Origin of the sequence: Chromohalobacter sp. 11-W (genome assembly GCF_029889905.1) — a bacterium.
Taxonomy (GTDB): domain Bacteria; phylum Pseudomonadota; class Gammaproteobacteria; order Pseudomonadales; family Halomonadaceae; genus Chromohalobacter.
Genome location: NZ_JARANZ010000001.1, coordinates 558,252 through 570,799, shown reverse-complemented (window position 1 = coordinate 570,799; position 12,548 = coordinate 558,252). Strand labels below are relative to the sequence as shown.

Here is a 12,548-nt window from a genome sequence, read left to right as displayed (position 1 = left end):
GGGTCGTTTCCGTGGGCAAAAGACGCATTATGCCAACAGCGAGCGCCATGGGTCATGTCCGTGGCGGCATGTCGTGTCGATCACGCACGGCATCGGCGGTCTGCGCGCCATCCCGACGGCCACAGGGTGTAAGATGTCGCCTCAATCGTGGCAAGGAGCACCGCATGGCCGACATCGACGACACCCTGCAACGCGTCTTCGGCTATTCCGACTTTCGCCCCGGCCAGCGCCAGGTGGTCGAGGCCGTGACCCAGGGGCGTTCGGCAGCGGCCATTTTTCCCACCGGGTCCGGCAAGTCGCTGTGCTATCAGTTGCCGGCCCTGCATCTGCCGCACCTGACCCTGGTAGTGTCGCCGCTGCTGGCGCTGATGCAGGACCAGCTCGATTTCCTGGCTCGCCACGGCATCGCCGCGGCGAGCCTCGACTCCCGCCAGACCCGGGAGGAAGCCTCGGCGGTGATGGACGGCGTCAGGCGCGGCGATATCCGCATCCTGATGATCTCGGTGGAACGCCTCAAGAACGAGCGCTTCCGCGCCTTCCTGCAGCGGGTGCCGGTCTCGTTGCTGGTGGTCGACGAGGCGCATTGCTTGTCCGAGTGGGGCCACAATTTCCGTCCCGACTATCTCAAGCTACCTGCCTATCAGCGTGAATTCGCCATTCCGCAGGCGCTGTTGCTCACCGCCACGGCCACGCCGCGCGTCACCGACGACATGCGCGCCAGCTTCGCCATCGACGCCCAGGATGTTGCCGCCACGGGCTTCTATCGTCCCAATCTCGATCTGCAGGTGCAGCCCACCGCCACCGAGCGACGCCCCCGCGCCCTGGTCGAGTGGCTGGGGCCACGCCTGGCCGCCTCGCCGCCCCAGCCCAGCATCGTCTACGTCACCTTGCAGAAAACCGCCGAGCGCCTAGCCGCTTACCTCGGTAAGGCAGGCATCGACGCGCGTGCCTATCACGCCGGCCTCGACAGCGAGACCCGCGATACGCTGCAACAGGCGTTCATGAGCGGCGAGGTGAATTGCATCGTCGCCACCATCGCCTTCGGCATGGGCATCGACAAGGCCGATATCCGCAACGTCGTGCATTACGACCTGCCCAAGTCGATCGAGAACTACAGCCAGGAGATCGGTCGCGCCGGACGCGACGGACAACCGTCGAGCTGCTTGATGCTCGGCGGCCGCGACGCCCTGGGTGCGCTGGAGAACTTCGTCTACGGCGACACGCCCGAGCGCGACGGCATCGAGCGTGTCCTGCGAGACATCCGTGACGCCGCGCCCCAGGGTCAGTGGGAGGTACGCCTGAACGCCCTCTCCCAGCACAGCAACATACGGCCGTTGCCGCTCAAGACACTGCTGGTGAGGCTCGAGCTCGAGGCCGTCATCGCTCCGCGCTACGCCTATTTCGCCGAATATCGCTTCAAATATCTGATCGAGCCGGAGGCACTGATCGAGCGTTTCAACGGCGAACGCCGCGCTTTCGTCACCGCCCTGATCGAGGCCTCGCCCAGAGCCAAGACATGGTGCGCGCTGGACCATGAGGCGCTCGATGCCCTGGGTACCCAGCGCGGTCTCGATACCTCACGGCGTCGCGTCATCAGCGCCCTGGAGTATTTCAACGATCAGGGCTTCATCCAGCTCGAAAGCAAGCAGATGACCGAGGTGTACGGGGTGCTGCAGGCCGAGTTCGATATCGCCGCGCTCGCGACGCATCTGACCGAGTACTTCCAGCGCAAGGAAGCCGCCGAGATCGAACGGCTGCAGGCCATGCTCGCGCTATTCGAATCGACGACCTGTCTCAGCCGCCGCCTCGCCGACTATTTCGGCGACGCCAATGCGCCCAAGCACTGCGGGCATTGCTCGGTGTGCCGCGGCCATATCGCACAGTGGCCCACAGAAACGACACACGCACCGCTCGACCCACGCCAAGTGGCCACCCTATGTACGCCTTTGCGTGAACGGCTCACCGCGCTACCCGATGCGCCGCCACCCAGCGACGCGTTGTTCACACGCTTTCTAGCGGGGCTTACCTCCCCCTTGCTGACGCAACTCAAGGCACGCCAGCTCGACGGCTTCGCGGCGCTAGAAGACCGCCCCTACCCGGAGATCCACGCGGCCGTAAAGGCCGCATCTTTGAGCGAGGCATAAATCATGTCCCGTTGCGGTAGGTCCGCCCTGGCGTTGGCTTCTACACTGATATAAATCACCGAAAGGAGGCGAAGAACACCATGAGCGAGCTTGCCGAGTTGAAATGCGAAGCCTGCAGCGCCGACGCTCCTACCGTCAGTGAAGCGGAAATGCATAGCCTGGGCGCTGATGTTCCCGAGTGGCGGATCGTGGAGCGCGATGGCATCATGCAATTGGAGCGTGAGTTCACGTTCCGCAACTTCAAGCAGGCCCTAGCGTTCACCAACAAGGTGGGCGATCTCGCCGAGGCAGAAGGTCATCACCCGGCGCTGACCACCGAATGGGGCAAAGTCACCGTTACCTGGTGGTCACACAAGATCAAGGGCTTGCACAAAAACGATTTCATCATGGCCGCCAGAACCGACGAGGTAGCGCAGTCCAATGTTCGAGCAGATTGAACGCGTGCCCGGGGATGCCATCCTCGGGCTTATCGAAGCCTTCAAAAAAGATCCCAACCCCCAGAAAGTCGACCTGGGGGTCGGCGTTTACCGTGACGCTCACGGCAATACGCCCGTCATGCGGGCCGTCAAGGAGGCCGAGGCGCGGCTGCTGAAGAACGAGACGACCAAGAGCTATATCGGCTCGCACGGCGATCCGCGCTATGGCCAGGCGGTGCTCGAGCTGGTCCTCGGCGCGCAATCCCCGGTGCTGGCCGCCAACCGCGCCAGCGCGACCCAGTCACCCGGCGGTACCGGCGCGTTGCGTCTGGCGGCGGACTTCATCAAGTCGCAGCTGCCCGGCAAGGGCATCTGGGTCTCCGATCCGACCTGGCCCAACCACCTGGGTATCTTTCATGCGGCGGGCGTCGAGCTGAAGAAGTATCCGTACGTGGATGCCGATAACCGCCTCGACTTCGAGGGCATGTTGAGCGCCCTGCAGCAGATTCCCGAAGGGGATGTCGTGCTGCTGCACGCCTGCTGCCACAATCCGTCGGGCTTCGACCTGTCACGCGAGCAATGGCAGCGCGTGCTCGAGGTCGTGCGCGAGCGCCGCCTGCTGCCGCTGGTCGACTTCGCCTATCAAGGCTTCGGCGATGGGCTCGATGCCGACGCCTACGGGCCACGCCTGCTGGCCGAAAACCTCGACGAGGTCATGATCACCAGCTCCTGCTCCAAGAACTTCGGGGTCTATCGCGAGCGCACCGGCTGCATGATCATGATCGCCCGCGACAGCGAGCAAATGGAAAACGTCCGCTCGCAGATGGCCATCGTCGCCCGCGAGAATTACTCTAACCCGCCGGCCCATGGCGGCGCGGTCGTGGCCGAGATTCTCAACGACGATGCATTGGCCGGCGTATGGCGTGAGGAACTCACCGAGATGCGTGATCGCATCAACGGCTTGCGCCGTGACTTCGTCGAGGCGCTCAAGCCTTACGGGCTGGACGAACGCTTCGCGTTCATCGCCGAGCAACGTGGCATGTTCTCCTACACCGGGCTGAGCCCGGAACAGGTGGACCGCCTACGCGACGAATTCGGTATCTACATGGTGCGCTCCGGCCGCGCCAACGTCGCTGGCCTGGCGCAGGAAAACCTTCCCTATGTAGCCAAGGCCATCGCCACCGTCGTCGGCTGACAACGACGCCGATGACCGGCACGAAAACGCCCGCCACGCGCACGCATGGCGGGCGTTTTGTTGTACGTTTACTTATCCTGAGCTTCGGGTAGCGTGTCCGAGCCGACCTCATCCTGGAACGTCTCCCGCGTAACCTCGCCTTCGCCGTCATCGAGTCGCTGGAAGAGCTCGAGCTGGTCGGCCTGACGTGCCTCTTCTTCACTAAGCACGCCATCTTGGTCGACATCCATCTGCCCGAAGGTCACCGCGTTGCGGCGCTGGTCGAGCGGGGTTTGCGCGCCCCCCTGGCCGAAGCTGGCATCCTCGTCGCTGACACCGGTGGCCTTGTCGCTTACCTCGTCTGCCTCGGTCGCTGTCTGTTTTTGATCCTCGGACGACGCGGTATCTTCCTGGGCCAGTGCCGACCCACTCACCAGCACGGAACCGCTCAATAACAACGCCAACATGCCGGCGCTCCCGACACGCCAGCCAGCGCGAATGGTCATCGCTCCCTCCTCAATGGCTCTCATAACATTCCAGAGCACCCGCCGCCCACGGCGAACCGGGTCTGGTGCCAATATTGGACAAGCGAAGCACGCAGGGATTCCCCTCGCGACGAACTTACGCGGCGTAGCGAGCGACATCCAAGCCATTCGGGTCGATGGCGGGTCGACGTCCGGCCATCAGGTCAGCGAGCAGGTGAGCACTACCGCAGCTCATCGTCCACCCTAGGGTGCCATGCCCAGTGTTGAGCCAGAGATTGTCATAGCGCGTGGCGCCGATGATCGGCGTCGAATCAGGGGTCATCGGACGCAGGCCGGTCCAGAACTCGGCCTTGGCCGCGTCGCCGCCTTCGGGAAAGACATCGCGCACCACCATGCTGATGGTCGCGCGCCGCTTTTCCAGCAGGCTCAAGTCATAGGAGGCTAGCTCGGCGGTACCGCCGACACGAATCCGATCATCGAAACGCGAGATGGCCACCTTGAAGGTTTCATCCATCACCGTGGACTGCGGCGCGCCGCCGTCGTCGACCACCGGCAGCGTCAAGCTGTATCCCTTCACAGGATAAATCGGCAAGCGGATATCGAGATCTTTCATCAAAAGCGGCGAGAAACTGCCCAGGCACACCACGTACGCATCGGCACTCAAGGCGCCCGACGAGGTCATGACCCGTTCGACGCGACCGGCCTGACGTTCGATGCGCTGGATATCGACATTGAAGCGGAATTCGACGCCCAGCTGTTCGCGGCAGTGATCGGCCAAGCGCTGGGTGAACAAATGGCAATCGCCGGTCTGATCGTCCGGCAAGTGCAGCCCGCCCACGAACTTGCCCGGCACGCGCGCCAGTGCCGGCTCGGCCGTTGTCAGCTCCTCGGCCCCAAGCAACCGATGGCGTACCCCGCACTCGCTCAGCACGCGCATGTCCTTGGCCACCGCCTCGACCTGAGCTTCATGACGAAAGAGCTGCAGCAGGCCACGCTGGCGATCCTCATAGCGAATCCCCGTATCGCGGCGCAACGCATCGATACACTGTCGGCTGTACTCGGCGACACGCACCATGCGTTCCTTATTGACGGCATAGCGCTCGGGCGTGCAGTTGTTGAACATCGCCATCATGAAGCGTGCCATGGCAGGGTCACGCTTGGGCTGGATCTTCAGCGGCGCATGTTCCTGGAACATCCACTTGAGTGCCTTGCGCGGAATGCCCGGGGCCGCCCAGGGCGAGGAAAATCCGAAGGATACCTGGCCGGCATTGCCGTAACTCGTTTCCATGGCGGGCCCAGCCTGGCGATCCACCACCGTGACTTCGTGCCCCTGCGATGCCAGGTAATAGGCGCTGGTGACACCGACGACACCACTGCCGAGAATGAGTACGTGCATGGCTTGCCCCTGCTTGGCGCTGAGTGGATGCTGAATCGAAGCGCCAGTATAGGACGGAAAAGCCAGTAAATTATGAGGTAATCGAATTCATCACCAGATGATGAAATCGATTTTCACCCATATTCTGGTTTTTATAACTTAAAAAACGGCGTTTTCAAGTTTCTCCATTGACTGCCATGCGTTGCGTCAGAGAACGCCGGAAGATACTCCAGGCAAGACCGCCCGCCAGCACGTTGCCCAGTGCGGCTCCCCAGGCGACGCCAAAGATGCCCGACAACCAGGCGCCCACTGCCAGGCATGGCAAGTAACACACGAACAAGCGCATGAAGGACAGCAACATGGCGCGTACCGGCCAGCCCAGCGCATTGGAGGCGGAGACTACCAGCATGCAAAGGCCCAGCAGGCTATAGCTGGGTAGCAGCCAACGTATCAAGGTCGCGAGTTCATCGCGTATTTCCGGGTTGCCCGACAGAGCGACCGCCACCCAAGGCGCCGCCAGTGCCATGATACATCCCAGTCCTAACTGCCAGATCACTGCTGTACGCGCCGCTAGCCTCATCAAGGCATCGATGCGCGGCCAATCACCAGCGCCGTAACAACGTCCCAGCCAAGGCGGTAGCGACATGGTCAGCGCCAGTACCACCATCAACGAGAGCGTTTCCAGACGGCTGGCCAGTCCCCACGCCGCAACCGCTGTCTCACCCAATTTGGCGACAATGGAGGTTGCCAGCATCGCCGACAACGGCGGCATCAATTGGCTGATCATCGCGGGACCGGCAATCGCCATGAACGGCACGGCCGAGGCACGCAGTTCATCACGCAATCCATGGCGCGCCAACCAGTCGTGGGCACGTAGGCGCGCCACCAGTTGCCAAATACCGATGGCAAACGCCAACGCTGTCGCCCAGGCCGCGCCAGGCAATCCCCAACCCGACCAGTCGCCGACACCGAAAATCAACAGCGGATCGAGGCCCAAGTTGAGCAGGCTGGTCAGCACCATGAGCTTGCCGGGTAAACGCGTATCGCCGTGCGCTCGGAACAAGCTATAGCCGAAATACAGTACCGCCCCCAGCCAGTTGGCCACCAGCTGCGGCCCCCAATAGGCGCGAATCAGATCCCGCGTGGGGGCATCGGCTCCCAACAGCGTGAAGATCGGCGTCTGCGCGGCCCACATGAGCAGCATCAACAGTGCCATCAAGGCGCTGCCACCGACCAACACGAGGCTGCCCAGGCGCCTGGCACGCGCTGTATCACCGGCCCCTAAGGTTCGCGATATCAACGCCGCGATGGCAATGCCCAGCCCCACTTGCACGCCGATGATCAGAAACGACAGCGGAAAGGTAAAGGATTGTGCCGCAAGCGGCTGGGTACCCAAGCGGGCAATGAAAGCACTATCGACAAGCTGAAAGCCCAGCAGCGAGAGCACGCCGATGGCCATGGGCCAGGTCTGCTGCCATAGCTGGCGACGTAGCGAGGACATGGATTCCGTCACGGAAACCTCATTGCAAATCAACGATCAAGGTATCAAACAGGGCGCCCCCAGTATCGGTCGATACCGGGGGCGCCAAGTCTAACAGGCTGTCAGCAAAAAGCGCCTTCGTGAGTGATGACGATTCAGGCGTCCCACTCAGGGGCAAAATCCGGATTGGCGATACGTTCGCCCCTATCCAGCGCATCGATACGCGCGATCTGCGCCGGACTCACGCCGTGCGCCTCGCCAACGGCGCGCTCGTTGTCGTAGAACTGAGCGGTATCGATATGCCGATAACCGAGTGACAGCGCTGACGTGACCGAGTCGATGACGTCTTGATCCTTGAGACGAAAGGTACCGAGACCAATGCGGGGCAACGTACGTTGGTTAAGCATGGTGACTCCTTGTCAGATGGCAAAAGACAGTACAAAAAACGCTTGGTTACAATATGAAACATCGCGTCAGGGGGTCTGTCTGATCAGTACAACACGTGGGGACCGTTAAATTGACTTTCAACACCTTCCTCACGCTAGATCGCCATTGAGATTGGCTGCCGAGTCCCGTTATGATCAACCAAAACGTAACCAAATGTTACATTTTTAAGGAAATTCCACCTCATGCCTCATTCACTCTATGCGCGCATGATAATCGCCGCCATCGTGCCTTTCATGATCATGTTGATCGGCTGCCTCGCCCTCTACCAGGCGTCTCAAGTCGAGCAGCGCACGGCTCGCAGCGTCGCCCAGACCCTCGAGGTGATCGCCGATGCCAATCACTTGATGCGACTGTTCATGGACGCCGAAACTGCCCAGCGCGGTTACGCCCTGACCCGAGATGGCGATTATTTGGCGCCTTACCAGCGCGCCTTGAGCACTTTTCCGCGCACTCTGAGACGCTTGCAAGACGCCTCGAACGACGCGACACAGCACCGGCGCCTCGAGCAGGCCAACCAGCTCTTCCGGCAGTGGATAAAAAACGTCGCCACCGACAGCATTATCAAGACGCGTAACGCGAATGCCGCACTTCCCCCTATAGCCGACAAAGCCAGCAAGCGCATGGTCGATGAGTTCCGAACAGTCATGGGCAACTTCATCGATACCGAGCAGGAAGCTCTCCATACGCGCCAGGCCGATAGCCAGGGTGCCGCAAAACACGCGCAGTACATCATGGTATGGAGCATCTTGCTGGCACTGGCGAGCGCCCTGCTGACCTGGTGGCCGTTGTTTCGTCGCACCCGCCATGCTGTCTCGGAAATCACCCAGCGCTCGCAGCGTATGGTCGCGGGAGATCTCAGCCAACGCGTGGCGCTCCGGGGGCGCGATGAGTTCGCCTGGATGGCGCATGCTTTCAACGCCATGGCCGCGCGCCTCGAGACGCTGGTAGCCACCGAAAAACGCACTAATCGCGAACTCGCCGAACGCGTCAATGTGCTGGTACGCGATCGAACCCGCGATATGCGAGCGCGTCATGATCTTGTCGAAGCCCTGCAAGCCTGCCGCAGTACGCAGGAAGCGCAGTCGACGCTGCGTAACCAGTTACCCACGGTTTTTGCCAATACCCTCGGCGGTACGTTGTGGTGCCTCAACACACATACCGCCGCGCCCAATCGTATTTGTCAGTGGGGCGAGGACAGTGGCGATATCGAGCGGGACGAATGCCTAGCTCTGCGCGATGGTGGACTGCGCGATGTCACTCTGCCCATGGCGCACGATGCAAAGGCCTGCTCGCACCTGCGCGCCGCGCGCCCCGGACGCCATCTTTGCATACCCTTGAGGGGTACGGAGGAACCGATGGGGGTACTGCACCTTCACCTCACCAGCCCCCCTGACGAGACGGATAACGGCGATCCTCAAGCTGAATTCGCCCTGGGCGCCGCCGAGGATATGGCACTATCACTAAGCAATGTGCAACTGCGCGAGCAACTCGAGGAGGCCAGCATTCGCGATGCCTTGACCGGTCTCTACAACCGGCGCTTCCTGGACGATACCTTGACGCGCGAACTGGCACGTGCCGAACGCCAGTCAGCCCCCTTGTCGGTCCTCATGCTTGATATTGACCACTTCAAGCCAATCAACGATGACCACGGCCATGCTTTTGGCGACCGGGCATTGATCGAGGTCGCCGATCTCTTGAGCGATAACGTTCGGCGCGGCGATATCGTCTGTCGTTACGGTGGTGAGGAATTTGTCATCATCATGCCCGGCGCCGGCCTAGCCGCCGCACGGCAACGCGGCGAGCATCTTCGCCAACAGGTCGCCACGCTGGATATAGACCTGGACGATGGGACACCGCTGCACCTTACCGTCTCCTTGGGACTCGCCTGTTATCCCCAGCACGGCGAGTATGCCGAAACTCTGCTGCATCACGCCGACATGGCGCTTTACGGAGCCAAGCAAGGCGGACGTAACCGTCTGGCGATCGCCCACGACTGAGCCCTAACGTGAATCGCCCCACACAAGGCGGGGCGACTCAGACTCGATCATGCGTGGCGAATTACTGGCGGATACCTTCGACCACGAGATACATATCGACAGTGGACGCGGTCGGCCCCAACTTGCTGGTATCGATGCCGAAGTCGGACAGCGTCAGCGTCGTTTCACCCTCGAAGCCATTCCGGTATTCGCCCCAGGGATCGTCGCCCCCACCGATATGGTCGACATCGATGGTGATCGGCTGCGTTTCGCCATGCAGCGTCAGGTCGCCGGACAGCTTGCCCTCGCCTTCGCCAGTCGATTCGAAGCCGGTCGACTCGAACGTTGCGGTGGGATACTCCGACGCGTTCAGGAAATCGTCGCTCAGGATGTGCTTGTCACGCTCGGCGTGATTGCTGTCGAGGCTGGTCACGTCGATCTCGACATTGGCACTGGACGCTTCCGGCGCGTCGGGATCGTAAGAGAAGCTCCCCGAGAACTCGTCGAATGTACCCAGCACGTAGGAATAGCCCAAGTGGCTGATCTTGAACTGAATGAAGGCATGCTGCCCTTCGGTGTCGATCTGGTACTCGGCGGCACTGGCCTGGGTCATCGGCAATAGCGCGGCTGCGCCGAGGGCGGCACCGGTTACGGTCTTGAATAGCGATTTCGAGAACATTGTCATCTCCTAAGAGGAAGGTTTGCAGAACCAGAGTGGCGGCAACACCGCCACGTATATCGAACTCATTAACGTCGAGACCCACCGGGCCACCACATGCGGCGCAAGGTGTCCCGACGATCGAAAATATGATGTTTAAGCGCCGCCAGCGTATGGCCCACGGCCAGCACTATCAGTGCCCAAGCAGCGTACCAATGCACATCACCCGCCAGGGTCGCTTGATTCGGCAGCTCACTGATCAGCGCCGGTACCTCGAAGACGCCGAACACGCTGATGCCCTGGCCCTCGGCAGTGGAGATCAAATAGCCGCTCACCATTACCGTCAACAGCAAAACGTACAGCAGGCAATGGCCGGCATGCGCCAGCATTCGCTCCCAAGACAGGCCATGTGCTTTGGGCGTGGGCTGACCCAGGCGCCATGCCAACCGCAGCAGCGTCACACCCAGTAGCGTCAGACCCAGCGACTTGTGCCACCACGGTGCCAGTTGATACCAGCGATCATAATAACCAAGGCCGGTCATCCACCAGCCAAGCACGAAGAGCGACACGACCAGCACGGCACTCAGCCAATGCAAGAGAATGCTGGGCAAGCCCCAACCGTGTACCGAATTACGCCACATGCGTGTCTCTCCGCCGATTATGCCTTCAGCATAATGGCTATCGTGCGTCACGCCAGCACGCATCGAGGAAAGGCATTATTAACCAAAAAGAAATAATGACCCGCCAAGGCGAGCCATTATAAGAGAAGTATGTAAGGGTCGAGGGTCATTGTCAGCCTGTCAGAGCATCCAGCAGCAACTTGGCCGTCGGTGCGCTGGAGGCTGGATTCTGACCAGTGATCAACAGGCCATCGCGCAGTTGGAAGGCATCGAAATCCGCGCCGGAGCGCTCATAGTGGGCGCCCTTTTCTTTCAGGGCATCTTCCACCAGCAACGGCACGACATCGGTCAGCCCCACGGCGTCTTCCTCGCTGTTCGAGAACCCCGTTACACGATGCCCCTTGACCACTGACTGACCGTCGGAACCTTGGGCATGCACCAACACGGCGGGCGCATGGCAGACCGCCCCGACCGGCTTGTGAGCCACGAGGAAGTCGTGAATCAACTGCTGGGAATGGCGATCTTGCGTCAAATCCCACAGCGGGCCATGGCCACCGGGGTAGAAGACCGCATCGTAGTCATCGGCGCGCACCTCAGCCAGCTTGCGCGTATTGGCCAACTGCGCCTTGGCTTCGTCATCGCCATCAAAGCGGCGTGTCTCATCGGTCAGCGCATCGGATTGCGTGGACGTCGGGTCGATGGGAGGCTGCCCGCCCTTCGGCGAGGCCAGGGTCAACTCGGCGCCCGCATCCTTGAACACGTAGTACGGCGCAACGAACTCCTCGAGCCAGAAGCCGGTGGCGTGGCCGGTATCGCCCATGCGATCGTGCGACGTCAGCACCATCAGAATCTTCATGCGAGCCTCCTTGGGTAAAGCGACATTCATGTCGATACCCATGAAGTGGAGACATCCAAGCGGACTTCAAGGCATCGCCGCGCCAAGAGCCACATTACTCGATCGCCACTTCCACCTCGTAGCCACCGAATTTGCGCAGGTTGATGACGCCGGTATCGAAGATCAGGTACTGCCCCTTGAGCCCCATCAAGCGGCCGCTGACCTCCGGGGATTTATCGAAATTGTGCGACACTACTTTGCTGGGAAATTCCAGAACGGGATAGTGCAGCGCGACCGGGGCCGCCGCCAGCGTACCGATTGCTTGATCGCCGACACGTTGCCGTAACGCCGCCAGCTCCTGATCGAGCGCGGCCAGGAGCCGGTCTCGCTCGGCAAGCAAGTCAAGGGGCGCCACATCACCTTTCAACATTGCTCGCCAATTGGTGCGATCGCCCACCACCTGCTTGAACAAGGTTTCGACCAGCCCCGACTGCAGGCGATTGTCGACCTCGAGAATAGGCAGCGCCTGAATCGCCCCCTGATCGAGCCAGCGCGTGGGGAGTTGCGTCTTGCGGGTGATGCCGACCTTGAGCCCCGACGAATTGGCCAAGTAGACCACGTGCGGCTGAAAGCAATGCTGCTCGCCCCATGTCGGTTCGCGACACGTGCCCGCATGGTAGTGGCAGGTTTCCGGCTTGACGATGCAGGTATCGCACTGAGCAAGCGACTTGAAGCAAGGATAGCAATAGCCTTGGGCGAAACTCTTGCGCGTGGTGCGCCCGCAATGCACGCAGTGGATGGCGCCGGTGTGCACGAGCCGCAACGAGGCGCCCAGGTGCGCATTGAGACCGATGCGCTGTTCGCCGGCACGCAGGGTGTATTGCGCCGGCGTCTCCGCGTCGCCGGGCGCTATGTCCATCTTGCGCAGAGGCCCGCGC

12 protein-coding genes are annotated in these 12,548 nt (G+C 61.4%); 4 read left to right on the top strand and 8 right to left on the bottom strand.

Annotated elements, in window-relative coordinates; all coding sequences use genetic code 11:
- The first annotated feature begins 164 nt into the window (after positions 1-164).
- The 3 genes from OP494_RS02530 (at position 165) to OP494_RS02520 (ending at position 3,755) form a co-directional block, all read left to right on the top strand.
- The gene (locus tag OP494_RS02530; protein ID WP_280539147.1) at positions 165-2,144 is read left to right on the top strand and encodes a RecQ family ATP-dependent DNA helicase; all 1,980 of its coding nucleotides are present in this window, start codon (positions 165-167) and stop codon (positions 2,142-2,144) included.
- Between the two features lie 80 nt (positions 2,145-2,224).
- Positions 2,225-2,581, top strand: a complete 357-nt coding sequence (locus OP494_RS02525) for a 4a-hydroxytetrahydrobiopterin dehydratase (protein ID WP_040243932.1) — start codon at positions 2,225-2,227, stop codon at positions 2,579-2,581.
- Entirely contained in the window at positions 2,565-3,755 is a 1,191-nt protein-coding gene (locus tag OP494_RS02520; protein ID WP_179000065.1) for an amino acid aminotransferase, read from the top strand. The genes OP494_RS02525 and OP494_RS02520 overlap by 17 nt, the downstream gene beginning before the upstream one ends.
- Positions 3,756-3,823: 68 nt before the next feature.
- Here the strand turns inward: OP494_RS02520 and OP494_RS02515 are convergent, their stop codons facing one another.
- From OP494_RS02515 to OP494_RS02500, 4 genes are all read right to left on the bottom strand, one after another.
- Entirely contained in the window at positions 3,824-4,240 is a 417-nt protein-coding gene (locus OP494_RS02515; RefSeq protein ID WP_280539146.1) for a hypothetical protein, read from the bottom strand.
- 115 nt (positions 4,241-4,355) lie between these two features.
- The gene (locus OP494_RS02510) at positions 4,356-5,615 is read right to left on the bottom strand and encodes a D-amino acid dehydrogenase (RefSeq protein ID WP_280539145.1); all 1,260 of its coding nucleotides are present in this window, start codon (positions 5,613-5,615) and stop codon (positions 4,356-4,358) included.
- A 154-nt stretch (positions 5,616-5,769) separates the two neighbouring features.
- A complete protein-coding gene (locus OP494_RS02505) occupies positions 5,770-7,095 on the bottom strand; it encodes an MATE family efflux transporter (protein ID WP_075367859.1) in 1,326 nt (441 codons plus the stop codon).
- Between the two features lie 134 nt (positions 7,096-7,229).
- Positions 7,230-7,481 (bottom strand): aldo/keto reductase, encoded by a 252-nt coding sequence (locus OP494_RS02500; RefSeq protein ID WP_040243940.1) that lies wholly within the window; start codon positions 7,479-7,481, stop codon positions 7,230-7,232.
- 222 nt (positions 7,482-7,703) lie between these two features.
- Here OP494_RS02500 and OP494_RS02495 point away from each other — a divergent pair, with 222 nt between their 5' ends.
- A complete protein-coding gene (locus tag OP494_RS02495; protein WP_280539144.1) occupies positions 7,704-9,518 on the top strand; it encodes a diguanylate cyclase in 1,815 nt (604 codons plus the stop codon).
- 61 nt (positions 9,519-9,579) lie between these two features.
- Here OP494_RS02495 and OP494_RS02490 read toward each other — a convergent pair whose 3' ends face one another.
- The 4 genes from OP494_RS02490 to OP494_RS02475 all read right to left on the bottom strand — a co-directional run bounded on the left by OP494_RS02490 (position 9,580) and on the right by OP494_RS02475 (position 12,529).
- Positions 9,580-10,176 (bottom strand): YceI family protein, encoded by a 597-nt coding sequence (locus tag OP494_RS02490; protein WP_075367836.1) that lies wholly within the window; start codon positions 10,174-10,176, stop codon positions 9,580-9,582.
- 68 nt (positions 10,177-10,244) lie between these two features.
- Complete coding sequence (locus tag OP494_RS02485; RefSeq protein ID WP_075367858.1) at positions 10,245-10,796, bottom strand: cytochrome b; 552 nt, start codon at positions 10,794-10,796, stop codon at positions 10,245-10,247.
- Positions 10,797-10,947: 151 nt separating this feature from the next.
- Entirely contained in the window at positions 10,948-11,631 is a 684-nt protein-coding gene (locus OP494_RS02480; protein WP_280539142.1) for a type 1 glutamine amidotransferase domain-containing protein, read from the bottom strand.
- 94 nt (positions 11,632-11,725) lie between these two features.
- Positions 11,726-12,529: a DUF2797 domain-containing protein gene (locus OP494_RS02475; RefSeq protein ID WP_245798005.1), complete on the bottom strand. Its 804-nt coding sequence runs from the start codon at positions 12,527-12,529 to the stop codon at positions 11,726-11,728.
- Between the last annotated feature and the right edge of the window lie 19 nt (positions 12,530-12,548).

Excerpts from the sequence above, each read along its gene's own strand:
- OP494_RS02530 (WP_280539147.1), top strand. The coding sequence starts at position 165 with ATGGCCGACATCGACGACACCCTGCAACGCGTCTTCGGCTATTCCGAC.
- OP494_RS02490 (WP_075367836.1), bottom strand. The coding sequence starts at position 10,176 with ATGTTCTCGAAATCGCTATTCAAGACCGTAACCGGTGCCGCCCTCGGC.
- OP494_RS02515 (WP_280539146.1), bottom strand. The coding sequence starts at position 4,240 with ATGACCATTCGCGCTGGCTGGCGTGTCGGGAGCGCCGGCATGTTGGCG.
- OP494_RS02520 (WP_179000065.1), top strand. The coding sequence starts at position 2,565 with ATGTTCGAGCAGATTGAACGCGTGCCCGGGGATGCCATCCTCGGGCTT.
- OP494_RS02500 (WP_040243940.1), bottom strand. The coding sequence starts at position 7,481 with ATGCTTAACCAACGTACGTTGCCCCGCATTGGTCTCGGTACCTTTCGT.
- OP494_RS02510 (WP_280539145.1), bottom strand. The coding sequence starts at position 5,615 with ATGCACGTACTCATTCTCGGCAGTGGTGTCGTCGGTGTCACCAGCGCC.
- OP494_RS02485 (WP_075367858.1), bottom strand. The coding sequence starts at position 10,796 with ATGTGGCGTAATTCGGTACACGGTTGGGGCTTGCCCAGCATTCTCTTG.
- OP494_RS02475 (WP_245798005.1), bottom strand. The coding sequence starts at position 12,529 with ATGGACATAGCGCCCGGCGACGCGGAGACGCCGGCGCAATACACCCTG.
- OP494_RS02495 (WP_280539144.1), top strand. The coding sequence starts at position 7,704 with ATGCCTCATTCACTCTATGCGCGCATGATAATCGCCGCCATCGTGCCT.
- OP494_RS02525 (WP_040243932.1), top strand. The coding sequence starts at position 2,225 with ATGAGCGAGCTTGCCGAGTTGAAATGCGAAGCCTGCAGCGCCGACGCT.
- OP494_RS02480 (WP_280539142.1), bottom strand. The coding sequence starts at position 11,631 with ATGAAGATTCTGATGGTGCTGACGTCGCACGATCGCATGGGCGATACC.
- OP494_RS02505 (WP_075367859.1), bottom strand. The coding sequence starts at position 7,095 with ATGTCCTCGCTACGTCGCCAGCTATGGCAGCAGACCTGGCCCATGGCC.